Here is an 18,328-nt window from a genome sequence, read left to right as displayed (position 1 = left end):
GCTTACAGAGGCTCCCGGCGCAGGGTCTCAGAGCCTGGAACCGAGATGGGTGAGCCATCTCGACTGGGTCGTACCATAAGCAAAAGCCCAAGTAGCCCTCCTGTCACAGGCCCCTCACCTGGGACGAGGCTGCGCGTCGAGGAAGGTCTTCCTCTGTGACCAAACAGGTCCAGCAACTCGACCGCGTCATCATCCGTTTCGCCGGGGACTCCGGTGACGGCATGCAGTTGACCGGCGACCGCTTCACGGCGGAGACGGCCGAGTTCGGAAACGACATTTCGACGTTCCCGAACTACCCGGCCGAGATCCGCGCCCCCGCCGGAACCCTTCCCGGGGTCTCCAGCTTCCAGCTCCACTTCGCCGACCACGACATCCTGACGCCCGGGGACGCTCCGAACGTCCTGGTGGCCATGAACCCGGCGGCGCTGAAGGCCAACATCGCCGACCTGCCCAAGGGCGGGGACGTCATCGTCAACACCGACGAGTTCACCAAGCGCAACCTGGCCAAGGTGGGCTACGCGGACAGCCCCGTCGACGACGGGACGCTGGCCGACTACCGGGTGCACGCGCTGCCTCTGACCTCGATGACGGTCAAGGCGCTCGAGGACTTCGACCTGTCCAAGAAGGACGCCGAGCGCGCCAAGAACATGTTCGCGCTCGGCCTGCTGTCGTGGCTCTACCACCGTCCGGTGGAGAGCACGATCTCCTTCCTGGAGAAGAAGTTCGCGAAGAAGCCCGAGATCATGAAGGCCAACATCGCGGCCTTCCAGGCGGGCTGGAGCTTCGGTGAGACCACCGAGGACTTCGCGACCTCCTACGAGATCAAGCCCGCGACGCAGGAGCCGGGCCTGTACCGGCAGATCACGGGTAACACGGCACTGGCCTGGGGCCTGGTGGCGGCCGGCGACCGCAGCGGCCTCGACCTGTTCCTTGGCTCGTACCCGATCACCCCGGCGTCCGACATCCTGCACGAGCTGTCGAAGTTCAAGAACTTCGGTGTGCGCACGTTCCAGGCCGAGGACGAGATCGCCGCGATCGGCGCGGCGCTGGGCGCCTCGTTCGGCGGCGCGCTGGGCCTGACCACCACGTCCGGTCCGGGTGTGGCGCTGAAGGCCGAGACGATCGGCCTCGCGGTCGCCGTCGAGCTGCCGCTGCTGATCGTCAACGTGCAGCGCTCGGGCCCGTCCACCGGTCTGCCGACCAAGACCGAGCAGGCCGACCTGCTGCAGGCGATGTTCGGCCGCAACGGCGAGTCCCCGGTGCCGATCGTGGCGCCGCTGTCCCCGTCCGACTGCTTCTTCGCGGCGGTCGAGGCGGCCCGGATCGCGGTCAAGTACCGCACCCCGGTGTTCATCCTCTCCGACGGCTACCTGGCCAACGGCTCCGAGCCGTGGAAGCTGCCCGAGGTCGCCGACCTGCCGGTGATCGAGGCGGACTTCGCCGAGCCGCTGCAGGAGGACTTCCAGCCGTTCAAGCGCGACCCCGAGACCCTGGCCCGCCCCTGGGCGATCCCGGGCACCGCGGGCCTGGAGCACCGGATCGGCGGCCTGGAGAAGGCCAACGGCTCCGGCAACATCTCCTACGACCCCGACAACCACGACCTGATGACCCGGCTCCGCCAGGCCAAGGTCGACGGCATCGCCGATGACGTCGAGCCGCTGCGGGTCGACGACCCGGACGGCGACGCCGAGGTGCTGGTGCTGGGCTGGGGCGGCACGTACGGCGCGATCTCCGCGGCCGTGCGGCGCATCCGCAAGGCCGGCGGCAAGGTCGCCCAGGCGCACGTGCGCCACCTCAACCCGTTCCCCGCGAACATGGAAGAGGTCCTGAAGTCCTACGACAAGGTGATCGTGCCCGAGATCAACCTCGGACAGCTCGCCACCCTGCTGCGCGCCAAGTACCTGATCGACGTGGTCAGCTACAACCGCGTGCGCGGCCTCCCCTTCAAGGCCGAAGAGCTCGCCGACGTGATCCGGGATGTGATGGACAGTGAGTGAAGCGCTGGCCCTGGTGCCCAAGAGCGAGATCCCGCTCAAGGCCAAGGACTTCAAGACCGACCAGGAGGTTCGCTGGTGCCCCGGCTGCGGTGACTACGCCATCCTCGCCGCGGTCCAGAGCTTCATGCCCGAGCTGGGCATCAAGCGCGAGAACACCGTGTTCATCTCGGGCATCGGCTGCTCCTCCCGGTTCCCGTACTACATGAACACCTACGGGTTCCACTCGATCCACGGGCGCGCCCCGGCGATCGCGACCGGCCTGGCCTCGGCCCGGCAGGACCTGTCGGTGTGGGTGGTCACCGGTGACGGCGACTCGCTGTCCATCGGCGGCAACCACCTGATCCACGCGCTGCGCCGCAACGTCAACATCAAGATCCTGCTGTTCAACAACCGGATCTACGGTCTGACCAAGGGCCAGTACTCGCCGACCTCGGAGCTCGGCAAGGTCACCAAGTCCTCGCCGATGGGCTCGCTGGACCACCCCTTCAACCCGATCTCCCTGGCGGTCGGCGCGGAGGGCGCGTTCGTGGCCCGCACGCTCGACTCCGACCGCCAGCACCTGCAGTCGGTGCTGCGGCAGGCGGCCGAGCACAAGGGCGCGGCCCTGGTGGAGATCTACCAGAACTGCAACATCTTCAACGACGGCGCCTTCGAGCCGATGAAGGACGCCGACCAGCGGGACGACGTCACCATCCGGCTGGAGCACGGCCAGCCGATCGTCTTCGGCAAGGACCGCGACAAGGCCCTGATCCAGGACGGCTTCGGCTTCAGGGTCGGCAGCCCCTCGGACCCGGGCGTGGTCGTGCACGACGCCCAGAACCCGGACCCGTCGCTGGCGTTCGCGCTGTCCCGGCTGGACCAGCCGGCCTTCACGCACGTCCCGATCGGCGTGTTCCGCTCGGCGCCGCGCCCGTCCTACGACTCGCTGCTCAACGAGCAGGTGGAGGAGGCCAAGGACCGTCAGGGCCGCGGCGACCTCGCCGCCCTGCTGCGGAGCGGCGACACCTGGCAGATCAGCTGATCTCCACGTCGGCACGCAGGACCCGGACGGCCCGCCGTCCGGGTCCTGCACGTTTCTGAGGATCTTTTTCTGCCAGACTTGGCGCCGTGCGCAGACCGCCGAAGACCACTCTGCTCGCCGCGATCATCATCATCGGACTGTGCTCCGCCGCGGTGGCGATGACGGGGGTCCTGATCGCGACCGCCCGCCAGAGCCAGACGAAGCTGGGGTCCCCCCTGCTGCTCTACCCGGTCGTCCGGCAGACGTCCGGCGCGTGCCCGGCCGGCACCCAGGGCGTCACCGGGCCCGAGCCGTCCTGCTACGAGGTCACCGAGGGCATCGTCATCCGCAGGGTCGGCGCGGTCGTGCTCCGGCCGCTGCGGGACGACAGCCACGGGGTGTCCATCCGGCTGGTCGGCGCGGACCGCGAGGCGTTCGCCGACCTCACCCGGGCCCAGCAGGGCAAGCAGATCATCGTGGTGGTGGGCGGCCGGGTCGTCACCGCGCCCTGGGTCGACGCGCCGATCACCGGGGGCGAGGTGCTGCTCACCGGCCGGTTCTCCCGGGCGGACGCCGAGCGGCTGGTCCGGGAGATCACCGGCGCTCCGGGCGACGCCACCGGAACCTGACCCGGGCTTGGGCTTGCCGGGAGCACGAACCTGGCATCTGTCGAACATGGATCACATCACTGACGAAAACGACCTGGGCCTGTTCAACGAGGTGGGCAACGAGGCGCGGGACGACGCTCCGGTGCTGCGCATCACGGCCGCGCTGGCGGGCGGCGGGCTGCTGGTCGCCGTGCTGCTCTTCGGCGCGCTGGGCCCGCTCTCCCTGCGGATCTCCCGGCGCACCGGGCTTCCGCGCTCGGGCGTCCGGACGCTCGCCCTGCTGACGCCGTTCGTTCTGGGGCTCGCGGGGCTCAGGGCGGGGCGCGGCGTCCGGTTGCGCTCCTATCCGGGACGTCACGCGAAGTGATCTCTCGAAGTTCTTGATCTCCGGCTTATGGGGTGCTCGCGTACCATCTGCGCAATGAGGGGGCGATGGGTCGCGGGCGCGGCCGCGGTCGGTGTGCTCGCGGCGGGTGGGGGCTTCGTCCTTCTCTCGGACGACGAGCCCCCCGTCCGGCGTGAAGCGGTGCGGGTAGAGGTCGTCGACGGACCGAAGGACGATCAGAAGGTGGCGCTGGACGCCACCTTCTACAAACCCGTCGGCGTCGAGAAGGCCCCTGCCGTGATGCTGGCGCACGGGTTCGGCGGCAGCAAGGAATCCCAGGCCGGGGCGGCCGTGAAGCTGGCCCGGCAGGGTTACGCGGTGCTGACGTGGTCCGCGCGGGGCTTCGGGCGGTCCGAAGGCGAGATCGCGCTGAACTCGCCGGACTACGAGGTCAAGGACACCCGGCAGCTGATCGACTGGCTGGCCGAGCGCCCGGAGGTGCGGCTGGACGGGACGGGCGACCCCCGCGTCGGCATGGCCGGGCCCTCCTACGGCGGGGCGATCTCGCTGCTGACGGCCGCCTACGACGGGCGGGTGGACGCGATCGTCCCGTCCATCACCTGGCATGACCTGTCGCAGTCGCTGATGCCCCAGGGGGTGTTCAAGAAGCTGTGGGCCGGGCTGTTCTTCACCGGCGAGTCCGACGGGTCCACGGCCTGCGGACGGTTCCTGCCCGCCGTCTGCGAGATGTACCAGGAGGTCGCGAGGACCGGGCGGCCCACAGACGAGGCGCGGGACCTGCTCCGCGAGTCCTCGCCCGCCATCGCGCCGCCCGTCCGGGCGCCCATGCTGCTCATCCAGGGGCAGAGCGACTCGCTGTTCCCCCTCGACCAGGCCGACCACAACGCCCGTGCGGCCAAGGGGCCCGTCTCCGTCGTCTGGTACCAGGGCGGGCACGACGGCGGCGAGCAGGAGACGGAGCGGCTCGCCGGGCTGACCTCCGACTGGTTCGACCACTACCTCAATAACGAGAAGGGCATCACGCTGCCGCCGGCGTTCACCGTCACCCGGGCCGGCGGGGTCGACTCCCGCAACGGCAGGCAGTCGGTCGTGGCGGCCACCGCCGACGCCTACCCGGGACTGGAGAACGCCACGCGGGAACTGCCCCTGGAAGGCGGCCAGCAGGCCGTCCAGAACCCGGCGGGCGGGGTTCCGGCCTCCATCTCAGCGCTGCCCGGTCTGGGCGCCTTGAGCTCTCTGGGCTCCCTGGGCGGGGCCTTCAGTCTTGACATGTCCGGGCAGAACGCCTCCTTCACCACCGAGCCCCTCGACACGGCCCTGCGGGTGACCGGCTCCCCCGCCCTGCGCGTGAAGACCGACCGCGAGGCGACGCTCTTCGCCAAGCTCTACGACGTCTCCCCCGACGGCAGGGCCGCCCTCGCCCGGCGGCTCGCCGCCCCCGTCAAGATCGACGGCGAGGGGGACGTGGTCCTGCCCGCGCTGGACTACGAGTTCAGCCGGGGGCACCGGCTCCGGGTCGTGCTCTCCACCACCGACTACGGGTTCTCCAGCCCGGCCGAGCCCCTCACCTACGAGATCTCGGCGGTCTCAGGGCTGTCCGTGCCCTCCGCGCCCTCGCTGTCGGCCCCGGCGCCGCGCCCGCCCGTGTGGGTGTGGATCGCGCCGGCCGTCGCGCTGGCCGTGGCCGCGGGGCTGCTGGTCCCGCGGAGGCGCCGCCGCCAGGACGACTTCGACGAGGCGTCCGCCGAGGTCCCGCTGCGGATCGAAGGGCTCACCAAGACCTACCGCAACGGGTACAAGGCCGTGGACGACGTGTCGTTCCGGGTCGAGAAGGGGCAGGTCCTCGGCCTGCTCGGACCCAACGGGGCGGGCAAGACCACGACCCTGCGCATGCTCATGGGGCTGATCCACCCGGACGGCGGCGAGATCCGGATCTTCGGGCACCGGGTCGGCCCCGGCGCGCCCGTCCTGGCCCGGCTCGGCTCGTTCGTCGAGGGTCCCGGCTTCCTGCCGCACCTGTCCGGGCGGGACAACCTGGAGCTGTACTGGCGGGCCACCGGACGCCCCGCCGGGGACTCCCGCATGGAGGAGGCCCTGGAGGTCGCCGCGCTCACCGACGAGGCGCTGGCCCGGCCCGTCCGCACCTACTCCCAGGGCATGCGCCAGCGCCTGGCCATCGCCCAGGCCATGCTCGGCCTGCCCGACCTGCTGGTCCTCGACGAGCCCACCAACGGGCTCGACCCGCCGCAGATCCGGCAGATGCGCGAGGTCCTCGTCCGGTACGCCGAGGCGGGACGCACGGTCATCGTCTCCAGCCACCTGCTCAGCGAGGTCGAGCAGACCTGCGACCGCGTCGTCGTGATGGCGCGGGGCCGCAAGGTCGCCGACGGCCCCGTCGCCGAGATCGTCGGCGGGCGCGGCCTGGAGGACGTCTTCTTGGAGATCATCGGGAGTAGGGCATGAGCGGGCCGCTGCCGCTGAAGGTCGAGGCCGTCCGCCAGTTCCGGCGGCGGCGGACCATGGTCGCCTTCGGGTTCCTGCTGCTCCTGCCGTGGATCCTGGTGATCGCCTTCCAGCTCGGCGGGGGCGGGCCGGACGAGGACGGGCGGATGAGCCTGGCCGACGTGGCCACCACCAGCGGGCTGAACTTCGCGCTGTTCACCCTGTTCGTCTCCACCGGGTTCCTGCTGGTGGTCACCGTGGCGCTGTTCTGCGGCGACACCGTGGCCAGCGAGGCGGGCTGGTCGTCGCTGCGGTACCTGCTGGCCGCGCCCGTGCCCAGGGCCAGGCTGCTGCGCCAGAAGCTGGCCGTCGCGCTCGGCTACGCCACGGCCGCCGTCCTGGCGCTGCCGCTGATGGCGCTGCTGGCCGGGACGCTGGTGTTCGGGTGGTCCGACATCACGCTGCCCACCGGCGGCACCTACCCGGCCGAGAGCGCCTTCGGGCGGATGGCGATCATCGTCGGCTACTCCCTCGTCTCCCAGCTGGTGGTGGCGGCGCTGGCGTTCCTGCTGTCGGTCGTGACCGACTCGCCGCTGGGCGCGGTCGGCGGCGCCGTCGGGCTGGTGATCATCAGCAACATCCTGGACGCGGTGACCGCGCTGGGCGACTGGCGGGACCTGCTGCCCACCCGCTTCACCTACGCCTGGCTGGACGCCCTCCAGCCGGACATCTCCTGGAACGGCATGATCCAGGGCGCGTCGCTGTCCGTCACCTACGCGGTGGTGCTCTTCGCGCTGGCCTTCCGGCACTTCCGCGGCAAGGACGTCACCTCCTGAGCCCGCCCGTCCCCGGGGTCCGAGGGCGCTCCGGGGACGCTATGGATTTGGAACGTTTTTTCCTGCCTGGCCTGGGTATCCCCTCAGGAAGCCCGGGAGGGTCATCGCCGATCCCCCATACCGGCCACTGAGCCCCGAAAGCGTGTCGTTTCCCAAGTCGATGCGACCTGACCCCGAGACACCATACGATCGCTCCGAGTGATACCCACACCGGAAAATCGGATGAACAACAACCCGACGTCGCATAAGCTCACCAAAACCTGGCGGTTCTTCCGCCTCAGGTGAAAAACCCGGGCGGTTCGACGCCGCCGCGAGAGGGGAGATGGTCGAAATGGCACAGCAGCAGATCGTCAAGCTTCCAAGAGTCCCGCGCAAGCCCCAGTCGCTGGACCTCCGCACCCCGTCAGGCCGGATCCTCCCCTACTGACCGGGCGCCTCTCCGAGAGCCCGCTACGCCAGCTTCGCCCCGCACCAAGGGCAGAAGGCGATCGGAACCGCCGACCTGCCCCCGTCATGGACGATCAGCCCCCAGACCCCGAACTCCGCCGAGTGGACCACCAGACGATCCGGACACCGGTACGGATCGTCATGCCGAGAGCAGCGCTTCTCCAACTGAGCCCGCATGCCCTCGCAACAGATCCGCATCCCCCGACCCTACTTCGCCTCCTCCGGGCCCTCCAGCCCGCCCTTTCCCGTCCGGACGGCCCTCGGCCGCGGACGAGCCCGGCCGGTCGCGCCTCCCCGCCATGACCGGTCGGCCCTCCCGCCCGAGCGCTCCTCGCCGCGGGCCCCTTCGCCGTTCCATCCCGCCTCCTCCCCGTAGCCGTCCGGGTCTTCAGGCGGAGGCCTCCCGCCGTTCACCTGCCGGTTTCGTCGCGATGCGAGGGTCATCGCGGGTTTTTGGAACGAAACAGGAGAAACGATGCGTCGACGCATGCGTTGGACGGCGGGGCTGGCCGCAGGCGCGGTCGTGTTCGCGGGAATGGCCGGCCCGACCCCGGCGGGGGCCAAGGACAAGGCGGACAAAGCCCGCCTCTTCGAGCGGGTCGCGACGTACCCCGTCCACCAGAACGGCGGAGGCGCCGAGGAGACCGTCGCCGAGATCAGCGCGGTCGGCGAGGACGGACGGACGCTGATCTACACCGACGCGCCCGGCGGGAAGGTCGGGTTCCTGGACATCCGCGACCCGAGCAGGCCCAAGAGCCTCGGAACACTGAGCTTCGGGGGACACGAGCCGACGTCCGTGGCCGTCGTCGGGCAGTACGCGCTCGTCGTCATCAACACCAGCGCGAGCTACACCGAGACCTCCGGACGGGTCGAGGTCATCCGGATCAAGGACCGCAGGACCGTGCGGAGCATCGAGCTCGGCGGGCAGCCGGATTCGATCGCGGTGTCGGGGAAGTACGCGGCGATCGCCATCGAGAACGAGCGGGACGAGGACCTCACCCCGCAGGGCGGCGACGAGGGGGACCTGCCGCAGGCCCCCGCCGGCTTCCTGCAGATCCTCGACGTGGAGAAGTCCGACCCCGCCCGGTGGAAGCTGAAGAAGGTCCCCTTCACGCAGGCCGACGGGAGCGCGCTGCCCTCGTTCGTCAAGGCCGGGCTCGACACCCCGCAGGATCCCGAGCCCGAGTACGTGACGATCAACGGCAGGGGCAAGGTCGCCGTCACGCTCCAGGAGAACAACGGCATCGCCGTCGTCGACCTGGCGAGCGGGCGCGTCGAGCGGGTCTTCTCCGCCGGAGACGTCACCGTCACGGGGATCGACACCGAGGAGGACGACTCGATCTCGCTGACCGGCTCCATCGTGGACGTCCCCCGGGAGCCCGACGCGATCGCCTGGATCGACGACCACCACCTGGCCACCGCCAACGAAGGCGACTGGAAGGGCGGCAGCCGCGGCTGGACCGTGTTCGACGACCGCGGAAACATCGTCTGGGACGCGGGCAACACCTTCGAGTACCTGGCGGTCGAGCACGGCCACCACAATGAAGACCGCGCTGGCAACAAGGGCTCCGAGCCCGAAGGCATCGCCGTCGCCACCTACAAGGGCCGCCGCCTGGCTTTTGTTGGTTCCGAACGGTCGAACTTCGTCGCCGTCTACGACGTGAGCAAGCCGTCCAAGCCGAGTTTCGTGCAGTTCCTGCCCACCAACGCCGGGCCCGAGGGCCTGCTGGCGGTGCCGTCCCGGAACCTGTTCATCGTCTCCAGCGAGACCGACGACGCCTCCGTCGGCCTGCGGGCGGGCGTCCAGCTCTTCCGCCTGGACAAGACCAAGGCCCCGGCCGCCGTGCCCGGCCTGGTCTCAGCCTCCGAGAACGGCAAGCCGATCGGCTGGGGCGCCCTGTCGGGCCTGTCCTCCGTCCCCGGCAGCCGCGACGGCCTGTACGCCGTGTGGGACTCGGCCTACAAGCCCACCAGGATCTTCACCATCGACACCGGCGGGAAGCCCGCGAAGATCACCCGGGCGCTGACCGTCACCAAGGGCGGGGCCCCGGCGTCCTACGACGCCGAAGGCATCGCGGCCCGCGAGGAGGGTGGCTTCTGGCTGGCCTCCGAAGGCGCCAAGGGCCCGGGCAACCTGCTCGTCCGCCTCGACGCGTCCGGCGCCGTCCAGCAGGAGGTCCCGCTCCCCGCGGACATCGCCTCCCGGATGGGCGGCCAGGGCCTGGAGGGCGTCGCCACCGTCGGCACCGGAACCGGCGAACAGGTCTGGGTGGCCCTCCAGCGCCCGCTGACCGGCGACCCCGCCGACACCGTCCGCCTCGGCCGCTACGACGTCGCGAGCGGCGCATGGGCCTGGTTCGGCTACCCGGTCGAGCCCTCGGCGTCCACCGCGAACTGGAACGGCCTGTCCGAGCTGACCAGCGTCGGCGGCCGCCTCCTGGTCGTCGAGCGCGACAAGGCCTCCGGCACCGCGGCCGCCCACAAGAAGGTCTACTCGGTGGCCCTGCCCTCGGGCGCCCCCGAAGGCCTGCCCGTCCTGGCCAAGACCCTGGAGCGCGACCTCCTCCCCGACCTGAAGGGCTTCGGCGGCTGGGTCCAGGAGAAGGTCGAGGGCCTGGGCGTCACCGGCGGCGGCCGCGTCTGGATCGTCACCGACAACGACGCCGTCGACGACGCCACCGGCGAGACGGTCTTCTACTCCCCCGGCACGGTGAAGTCCGCGTTCAGGCGCTGATCTCTCGTCCTCGGTCCCCTCCCGGTCCCCGGGCGGGGACCTTCGTCTTCTCCGGCGGGCCGCGAGGGCCACTGTTCCGTGGGCTTCGGCGACGAAAAGAGCATGATCACCATACGATCGAAGGGTTCCCCTTCCCTTCACCGAATGGAGTGCCGTGCCTGAGCTCGAATGGGGGCGTGCCGTCGGAGCCGCCGTCGTCATGGTGATCATGCTGGGGGTGGGACTGGGCCTCCGGCTGGTGCTGCGCCGGCTGATCCAGCGGGCCGAGGGCAACCACTGGGTCTGGGACGACCTGTTCCTCCGGCTGCTGTACGACCTGGCCGTCGTCCTGTCCGTGACCGGCGGCGCCTGGATCGGGGTCCTGGTCCTGAAGTTCCAGCCGAGCGTGCGGACGGTGATCGGGCAGGTCATCGTCGCACTGGTGATCTTCGCGGTGTCGCTGGCCGCCGCCCGCCTGGCGGGCGGGATCGTCGGCTCGATCGCGATGGCCCGCTCGGGGATCTCCCAGTCGGTCACGATCTTCGCCAACATCACCCGCACCGTCGTGCTCGTGGTCGGCACACTGGTGCTGCTGCAGAGCCTGGGCGTGTCGATCACCCCGCTGCTGACCGCGCTGGGCGTCGGCGGCCTGGCCGTGGCCCTCGCCTTGCAGGACACCCTGGCCAACCTCTTCGCCGGCGTGCACATCCTGGCGTCCAAGACGGTCGTGCCCGGAGACTTCGTCCGGCTCAGCACCGGCCAGGAAGGCCACGTCGTCGATATCAACTGGCGCAAGACCACTATCCGCACCATGTCCGACAACCTGGTGATCGTTCCGAACGCCAAGTTCGCCGACGCGATCCTCACCAACTACCACCAGCCCGAACAGGACATGGGCCTGCTCCTCCAGGCCAAGGTCGGCTACGACAGCGACCTCGAACACGTCGAGAAGGTCGTCATCGAGGTCGGCAAGGAGGTGATGGCCGAGGTCGAGGGCGGCGTCCCCGACTACGACCCCCTGGTCCGCTTCCACACTTTCGGCGAGTCCAGCATCGACTTCACCGTCATCCTCCGCACCCGCGACTTCACCGACCAGTTCGTCGTCAAGCACGAGTTCGTCAAACGCCTGCACACCCGGTTCCGCGCCGAGGGCATCGGCATCCCCCTCCCCACCCGCCAGCTCATCTTCTCCGACGCGCCCACCCTCATCCCGGGCCCCCGCTGACCCGTCACCCCGGCGGGAGCGGCGCCTCGCGGCTCCCGCCTCGATTTTCAGCCTCCGCCTCCACGCATTCGCCCTTCCTGCCAGCATGAATATCCATTTCGATATTGATTTATCTTCTATATCGATATTGGACATGATCTCCCGGGTTCTGGTCTGCTCTCCTCCTGAAGATCGCGAGCAAGGAGATCCGGATGCAGAGACCCACCCCCCGAACACGGCTGCGCGCGACGCTGGGCGCGGCCGTCCTGACCGCCTCCGCCCTGTTCGGCGGAGCCGCCTGCGGCGCCGCGAGCACCCCCACGGCGAGCACCCCCACCGTCCACGGCGCGGGGCCCCGGGCCGTCGTCCAGAGCGGCCTGGTCGTACGGGACGACCTCCAGAAGGCGTTCCGCGAAGCGGGCGTGCGCGGGACGTTCGCGCTCCTCGACGTGAGGCGGGGGCGGACGACCGTCGTCGACCGGCGGCGGGCGGAGCAGAGGCTGATCCCGGCCTCCACGTTCAAGATCCCGCACAGCCTGATCGCGCTGGAGACCCGGGTCATCGAGGACGAGCACGAGGTGATCCCCTACGGCGGGCAGCCGCAGCCCTTCCCCCAGTGGGAGCAGGACATGGACCTGCGCGACGCGGTCCAGGCGTCCAACGTGCCGGTGTTCCAGACGCTCGCCCGCCGGATCGGCGTCGAGCGGGAACGGCGGTGGGTGAACCGGCTGCACTACGGCGACCGCCAGGTCGGCACCGTCGTGGACCGCTTCTGGCTCGACGGCCCGCTGGAGATCTCCGCGGTCGAGCAGACCCGCTTCCTGTCCCGGCTGGCCCGCCGGGAACTGCCCTTCGCCGAGCGCCACCAGCTGACGGTGCGCGACATCCTGAAGACCGAGGAGAAGGACGGCTACGCGCTGTTCGCCAAGACCGGCTGGGGCATGTCCACCGAGCCCGGCATCGGCTGGTGGGTGGGCTGGGTCGAACGCGGCGACGACCTCTACGCCTTCGCGCTCAACATCGACATCGTCACCGACGCGGACACCGCCAAGCGCGTCCCCCTCACCCGGGACCTGCTGCAGACCCTCGGCGTGCTCCCGCGGGCCTGACGGGCCGAGCGGCACCACGATCACATGAAACCCTCCGATGTCATGACTTCATCGCGCACGGGACCCCGTCCCCCCGGCCGCCCGCAGGCCGGGGGGACGGCCGCGCCCCGGAGCCGGCGGACGGTCTCCGACCGCCGCGTGGTCGCGATCGTCGTGGGGATCCAGCTGGCCATCTCGCTCGGCTACTTCGCGGTGATGGCGCATGTGGTCGCGCACCTGCGCCACGACCTCGGCATGCTCGCCGGCACCATCACGGTGGTGCTCGCCGTGCGCGTCGCCGTCCAGAACATGCTGTTCCTGCCGGCCGGCGCGCTCACCGACGTGATCGGCCCGGCGCGTACGGGAGCGCTGGCCTGCGCCCTGCGGGCGGCGGCCTTCGCGCTGCTGGGAGCCGCGAACGGAGCCGGCGGGCTGCTCCTCTCGGTCGTGGTGATGGCCGTCGGCGGAGCGCTGTTCCACCCCGCCGCCCAGTCCGTGCTGGCGGGAGTGACGCCGGAGCACCGCTCCCGCGGCTTCTCCGCCTACGTGATCGCCGGTCAACTGGCCGCCGTGGCCGGGCCTCCCCTCGGCCTGGTCCTGCTGACCGGCGGTTTCGGGCTGCTGTCGGCGGTGACGACGGGAGCGTGGGTGGTCGGCGCCCTGCTGTTCACACTCCTGCGCCGCGAACCCGGCGCCCTCCGCGAGGACTCCCCCCGGCCGGGCCCGCGAGGACTCACCGAAGGCGTGTCGGCGGTGCTCCGGGACCGGAGCTTCCTGCGTTTCGCCCTGACCGCGGCCCCCAGCACCCTGCTCACCACCCAGGTCACGACCGTGCTCCCCCTCAAGGAGACCGACCCCGGCACCACGACCCTGTTCTTCTGCGTGGTGGCGATCGTCGCGGCCGCGATCCAACCGTGGTGCGGCGGCCGAGGCGAGAGCCCCCGGCTGCTCAGAAGCGGCCTGCTCTCCGCAGGCGCGGGCTACCTGCTGCTGCTCGCGTCCCCTTCCGGCCACCACGCCTCGATCGCCGTCCTGACGGCGGCCGCCGTCATGCACGGACTGGCCACCGGCCTGACCCAGTCGGCCCTGTTCCAGGCCGTCACCCGCTGCGCCCCGCCCCGGCGCTTCGGCGTGTACACCGGCCTGCTCAGCTTCCTCTCCGGAGCCGTCTCCCTGGCAGGAGGATTCACCGTCGGCCCGCTCCTCGACGCCGGAACCCCCGGCTCGGCGACCGCGATGACCGGCCTGGCCCTCCTCGCCACGATCTCCGCGGCCGTCCTGCGGCTCCCCCGCCCCCCGGCGGAGACGCAGCGGTCCGGCAGGACCGCCCGGCCCTTACTCGCACGGGTTCTCGTACGATGAGGGGGTGCACGGCCTCCCCCGCTCCGTGTGGAACGAGCCCCGGCCCCCCGGCGCTCCTCCGCGGGTATGGCGGGACTGGGCGCTCGTGGGCGTGCTCGTGCCGCTCACGGTGCTCGAAGGGGTGCTGCGTCCGGACCTTCCCTGGCGGCTCCTCTCGGTGGCCCTCACCCTCGGGCTGATCCCCACGCTGCTGTGGCGCCGCACCAGGCCGCTGCCGATGGTCGCGATCGTCTTCTCCTGCACGGGCCTGGTCGCGCTGTTCACGGGCGGCGAGTCCGCGGAGACGAACACGATGGCGTTCCTGCTGATCGTGATGTACTCGCTGTTCCGGTGGGGATCCGGACGCGAGGCCGTGATCGGGCTGGCGATCATGCTCGTCGGGGTCTCCGTTCCGATCGCCTCCGGCCGCCTTCCCCTCCCCGACGCGATCGGCGCGTTCGCCGTCATGTTCTCGGCCCTCGCCCTGGGTGTCGCGTTCCGCTACCGGGCCGGGACGAGGGCGCGTGAACTCGACCGGGTGAAGCTGCTCGAACGCGAACAACTGGCCCGCGACCTGCACGACACCGTCGCGCACCACGTCTCGGCGATGGCGATCCGGGCCCAGGCGGGCCTGGCCGTCGCGGCGACACGGCCGGAAGCCGCGGCCGAAGCCCTCCGGGTGATCGAGGCCGAAGCGGGACGCGCCCTCACCGAGATGAACGCCATGGTCCGCGTGCTCCGCCGGGACCGGCCCGCGGAGCTGGCACCCGGCCGCCGCCTCATCGACCTCCGGGAGCTCGCCGGACGGCCCCGCGTCGGCCTGGCCGTCGACGTGGAGCTCTCCGGAGACCTCGACGGGATCCCCCCGTCGGTCGAAGCCGCGGTCTACCGCATCGCTCAGGAGTCGGTCACCAACGCCCGGCGGCACGCGCGCCACGCCACCCGCGTCGAGGTCCGCGTCTCCGCCGACGACGCGTCGGTCCGCCTGCGGGTGAGCGACGACGGCGACGCCGCTCCCCTGCGCCTGGCGGCGTCACCCGGATACGGGCTCATCGGCATGATCGAACGCGCCCACCTGCTCGGCGGCACCTGCACCGCCGGGCCCGGTCCCGAACGCGGCTGGGCCGTGACCGCCGTCCTGCCCCTGAAGAGGTCCACGAAATGAGCATTCGGGTACTCGTCGCCGACGACCAGGAGATCGTCCGCACCGGCCTCTCCATGATCCTCGACGTCCAGCCCGGCATCGAGGTGATCGGCCAGGCCTCCGACGGGCGGAGGGCCGTCGAACTCGCCTGGCGACTGCGCCCCGACGTCTGCCTGTTCGACATCCGCATGCCCGGCATGGACGGCATCGAAGCCACCCGCGTCCTCGCCGGACCGGACGTCGACGACCCCCTCGCCGTCGTCGTCATCACCACCTTCGACCTCGACGAGTACGTCTACGCCGCGCTCAGAGCCGGAGCGCGGGGCTTCCTCCTCAAGAACGCGGGCGCCGACCTGCTCTCCCAGGCCGTCCACGCCGCCGCCGAGGGCGACGCGCTCATAGCCCCGAGCGTCACCGCGCGGCTGCTCGACGCCTTCGCCCACGCCGGCCCCGCCTCACCCGCGGCGGACCCCGTCGAGGCGCTCACCTACCGGGAGGAGCAGATCCTGGCGACCGTGGCACGCGGCCGGACCAACGGCGAGATCGCCGAAGAGCTCCACATCTCCCTGAGCACCGTCAAGACCCACATCGCCAGCCTGATGGCCAAGCTCGGCGCCCGCAACCGCGTCGAGATCGCCATCTGGGCCCACGAGACCGGCCGCGTCAGGAACCGGCCCGGATGATCCGTTCCGCCACCACGAGGTTGATCACCCAGCCGGCGCCCATGAGCAGCCCCCGAGGGAACTCGCCGGGATCGCCGAAGAGCAGCGTCCACGGCAGATGGGTCAGCACCTGCGTGCCCGCGCCCAATCCGATCGCGTAACCGCGGATCATCCAGGCACGGTGCCGGACGACGTCCCGCCGCCGGATCGCGGCGAACCCGAGGACGATGGAGACGGCCATGGCCACGCCGAACACGAGCCGGAAGCCGAGGACGAGCTCGCCGTCATGCTCGGGGAGGGTGAAGAACAGGGCCATCCACAACCCTGTGAGCGCTGCGACGAACCCGCTCGGGACCAGGAGCCGCCCGGCGGCCCGATGCCACCCCGGCCGTCGGCGGCGGAAACCCGGAGCGAATTGGAAAGCACCCAGAACGCTGTAGAGGCCGGCACCGAAGATGTGCAGCACCACGGGCAGAGGGGCGGCGAAGAACCGGGCGTTCTCCGGCGTGGTCTCCGCGCCGCCGGCCAGCTCGTTCAACCGGACCGCGCCGGCGAGCACGGGAATGGCGCTGAGCGCGAGCAGCGCGGCGGGCACCCGCCATCCCCCCTTCGTCTTCACGGGGGATTCGAGATCGTTCATGGCCCGATCGTGGAGGTCGAGGCGGCGGCCGGTCATCGGGAAAAAGGCCCGGCCGGAGTCGGAAGACCGGCCTCGGATCAGGCGTACTTTCGGCCGATGACCCCTCCGCGCCGGGTTCTTACCGTGGTCTTCCACGGCCCGAGACACGCTCGCCGCCGACCGGCCCATGAGGAAGTCATGAAAGCGTTCGTCCTGCGCTCGTACGGCTCACCCGACGTCCTGGAACTCAAGGAGATCGACAAGCCCGTCCCCTACGACGACGAGGTGCTCGTCCGGGTACGCGCCACCTCCGTCAACCCCTACGACTGGCACCTGATGCGCGGCGAGCCCCGCCTCGCCCGCCTGGTCGGAGGCATCGGCCTCCGCAGACCCAGACTCGGCGTCTTGGGAGCCGACATGGCCGGCCAGGTCGAGGCCGTCGGCAAGGACGTGACGGAGTTCCGCCCCGGCGACGAGGTGTACGCCGTCCTCGAACAAGGCGGTTTCGCCGAGTACGTGTGCGTCAAAGAGAGCGAGCTGGCCCCGAAACCGCAGAACCTGTCGTTCGAACAGGCCGCGGCCGTACCGATGGCGGCCAACACCGCCCTCCTGGGCCTCCGCGACCACGGCCGCGTCCAGCCGGGCCAGAAGGTCCTCGTCAACGGCGCATCAGGAGGCGTCGGCACCTTCGCCGTGCAACTCGCCCGCGCGTTCGGCGCGGAGGTCACCGCCGTCTGCAGCACCCGGAACCTGGACCTGGTCCGCTCCCTCGGCGCCCACGAGGCCATCGACTACACCAAGGAGGACTTCACCCGAAAAGGCCCGCGCTACGACCTCCTCCTCGGCATCGCGGGAAGCCGCTCCCCCCTCGCCTGCCGACGGGCCCTGACCCCCGAAGGCTCCTACGTCGTCATCGGCGGAACGGGCGGCCGCTGGCTGCAACCCATGGGCCACGTCTTCTCGTCCCTAGCCCTCTCCCCGTTCGTCCCCCAGCGGATCGCCCTGGTCGACGCCACCCGCTGCACGACGCCCAAGCAGAACCTGATGGCCCTGACCGAGCTCATCGAGAAGGACGAGGTCACCCCGGTCATCGACCGCACCTTCCCCTTCGAGGAGATCCCCGCGGCCGTCGCCTACCAGGAGCAGGGCCACGCCCCCGGAAAGGTCGTCATCACGCTCTGAACCGTATCCACCAACGGCCGCCACCGCTCCCGGCCCTCTTCACACCGCCGGACCTCGTCCGGCAGTCCCCATGTACGCGTCCAGTCGCGTCAGAGCCGCACGGCTCTCGGGCACGGCCTTGGTGCAGCGGAGTGCCCACACGGCCTTCTCGGCGGCCATCCCCCGTTGCACGTACAGCTCGGCGAGGTCCATGAGCCAGGGCGTGAGCGCCTCTTCGTCATCGACCATGAGGCCGCACCAGTGCATGGTCTGCTCGGCGATCCAGGCGGTGATGCGCCGCGTCCAGACCTCCTCGAAGTCCGTGGTGTCGATGCCCTGGCGGGCGCACTCGGCCTCGACATCGGCCATGCGCTCGGCGGTGACGTCCCGGGCGTAGGGCATGCGCTCGCGCAGAACGGCCCGGATCCCGGTCCACTCGGGGTACGCGTCGTCCTCACAACCCCAGACGACCGGCTCCTCCGGCGGCTCGGGCAAGGCGAGCACGGCCCGTGGCAGACATGCTTCGAGCACGTCCCGCGCGTAGGCCAGATTCTTCTCGCTCTCCTCCGTCCCCGACGGCCAGACGAAGCCTGAACCCCAGGAGAACGGGTAGACCCGGACCACGTCCGGCAGCAGCGGCGTTTCAGCCGAGATCATGTGACTCCCGGGCATCGCATCGCCCCCTTGGATCCTGCTCGCCGCCGCTTCTTCGCTCTCGCC

Annotated in this window: 16 protein-coding genes; 13 read left to right on the top strand and 3 right to left on the bottom strand. The window is 70.7% G+C overall.

Annotation, left to right across the window (positions count from 1 at the left end):
* Positions 1–155: 155 nt before the first annotated feature.
* The 6 genes from ABD327_RS04595 (at position 156) to ABD327_RS04570 (ending at position 7,229) form a co-directional block, all read left to right on the top strand.
* Positions 156–1,997, top strand: coding sequence for a 2-oxoacid:acceptor oxidoreductase subunit alpha (locus tag ABD327_RS04595; protein ID WP_344448865.1), 1,842 nt, complete (start codon positions 156–158; stop codon positions 1,995–1,997).
* On the top strand, positions 1,990–3,018 hold the full coding sequence (locus ABD327_RS04590; RefSeq protein ID WP_344448864.1) for a 2-oxoacid:ferredoxin oxidoreductase subunit beta: 1,029 nt from the start codon (positions 1,990–1,992) through the stop codon (positions 3,016–3,018). The genes ABD327_RS04595 and ABD327_RS04590 overlap by 8 nt, the downstream gene beginning before the upstream one ends.
* Positions 3,019–3,104: 86 nt before the next feature.
* Entirely contained in the window at positions 3,105–3,626 is a 522-nt protein-coding gene (locus tag ABD327_RS04585) for a SecDF P1 head subdomain-containing protein (RefSeq protein WP_344448863.1), read from the top strand.
* 46 nt (positions 3,627–3,672) lie between these two features.
* Complete coding sequence (locus ABD327_RS04580; protein WP_344448862.1) at positions 3,673–3,972, top strand: hypothetical protein; 300 nt, start codon at positions 3,673–3,675, stop codon at positions 3,970–3,972.
* 54 nt (positions 3,973–4,026) lie between these two features.
* Positions 4,027–6,414 (top strand): alpha/beta fold hydrolase, encoded by a 2,388-nt coding sequence (locus ABD327_RS04575; protein ID WP_344448861.1) that lies wholly within the window; start codon positions 4,027–4,029, stop codon positions 6,412–6,414.
* On the top strand, positions 6,411–7,229 hold the full coding sequence (locus ABD327_RS04570; RefSeq protein WP_344448860.1) for an ABC transporter permease: 819 nt from the start codon (positions 6,411–6,413) through the stop codon (positions 7,227–7,229). Before ABD327_RS04575 ends, ABD327_RS04570 begins: the two co-directional genes overlap by 4 nt.
* 450 nt (positions 7,230–7,679) lie before the next feature.
* On the opposite strand, the gene ABD327_RS37420 is transcribed toward ABD327_RS04570, so the two are convergent.
* Entirely contained in the window at positions 7,680–7,874 is a 195-nt protein-coding gene (locus tag ABD327_RS37420; RefSeq protein ID WP_425547057.1) for a DUF6980 family protein, read from the bottom strand.
* Between the two features lie 277 nt (positions 7,875–8,151).
* On the opposite strand from ABD327_RS37420, the gene ABD327_RS04565 reads away from it, so the two are divergent.
* The 6 genes from ABD327_RS04565 (at position 8,152) to ABD327_RS04540 (ending at position 15,849) form a co-directional block, all read left to right on the top strand.
* Positions 8,152–10,410: an esterase-like activity of phytase family protein gene (locus ABD327_RS04565; RefSeq protein ID WP_344448859.1), complete on the top strand. Its 2,259-nt coding sequence runs from the start codon at positions 8,152–8,154 to the stop codon at positions 10,408–10,410.
* A 154-nt stretch (positions 10,411–10,564) separates the two neighbouring features.
* The gene (locus ABD327_RS04560) at positions 10,565–11,614 is read left to right on the top strand and encodes a mechanosensitive ion channel family protein (RefSeq protein WP_344448858.1); all 1,050 of its coding nucleotides are present in this window, start codon (positions 10,565–10,567) and stop codon (positions 11,612–11,614) included.
* A 191-nt stretch (positions 11,615–11,805) separates the two neighbouring features.
* Positions 11,806–12,702, top strand: coding sequence for a class D beta-lactamase (blaOXA, locus tag ABD327_RS04555; protein WP_344448857.1), 897 nt, complete (start codon positions 11,806–11,808; stop codon positions 12,700–12,702).
* Positions 12,703–12,744: 42 nt separating this feature from the next.
* Positions 12,745–14,043: an MFS transporter gene (locus ABD327_RS04550; RefSeq protein ID WP_344448856.1), complete on the top strand. Its 1,299-nt coding sequence runs from the start codon at positions 12,745–12,747 to the stop codon at positions 14,041–14,043.
* Positions 14,044–14,047: 4 nt separating this feature from the next.
* Entirely contained in the window at positions 14,048–15,187 is a 1,140-nt protein-coding gene (locus ABD327_RS04545; protein WP_344448855.1) for a sensor histidine kinase, read from the top strand.
* On the top strand, positions 15,184–15,849 hold the full coding sequence (locus ABD327_RS04540) for a response regulator (protein WP_344448854.1): 666 nt from the start codon (positions 15,184–15,186) through the stop codon (positions 15,847–15,849). The genes ABD327_RS04545 and ABD327_RS04540 overlap by 4 nt, the downstream gene beginning before the upstream one ends.
* Here ABD327_RS04540 and ABD327_RS04535 read toward each other — a convergent pair.
* Positions 15,830–16,468, bottom strand: a complete 639-nt coding sequence (locus ABD327_RS04535) for a DUF2306 domain-containing protein (RefSeq protein ID WP_344448853.1) — start codon at positions 16,466–16,468, stop codon at positions 15,830–15,832. The two genes, ABD327_RS04540 and ABD327_RS04535, sit on opposite strands and share 20 nt — an antisense overlap.
* A gap of 177 nt (positions 16,469–16,645) precedes the next feature.
* Here ABD327_RS04535 and ABD327_RS04530 point away from each other — a divergent pair, with 177 nt between their 5' ends.
* Complete coding sequence (locus ABD327_RS04530) at positions 16,646–17,629, top strand: NAD(P)-dependent alcohol dehydrogenase (RefSeq protein ID WP_344448852.1); 984 nt, start codon at positions 16,646–16,648, stop codon at positions 17,627–17,629.
* A 39-nt stretch (positions 17,630–17,668) separates the two neighbouring features.
* Here the strand turns inward: ABD327_RS04530 and ABD327_RS04525 are convergent, their stop codons facing one another.
* Entirely contained in the window at positions 17,669–18,265 is a 597-nt protein-coding gene (locus ABD327_RS04525) for a hypothetical protein (protein ID WP_344448851.1), read from the bottom strand.
* Positions 18,266–18,328 lie beyond the last annotated feature (63 nt).

Origin of the sequence: Actinocorallia aurantiaca (assembly GCF_039533685.1) — a bacterium.
Classification (GTDB): domain Bacteria; phylum Actinomycetota; class Actinomycetes; order Streptosporangiales; family Streptosporangiaceae; genus Actinocorallia; species Actinocorallia aurantiaca.
The sequence above is the reverse complement of the archived record's forward strand: the minus strand, read 5'-3'. Positions and strand labels throughout refer to the sequence as shown.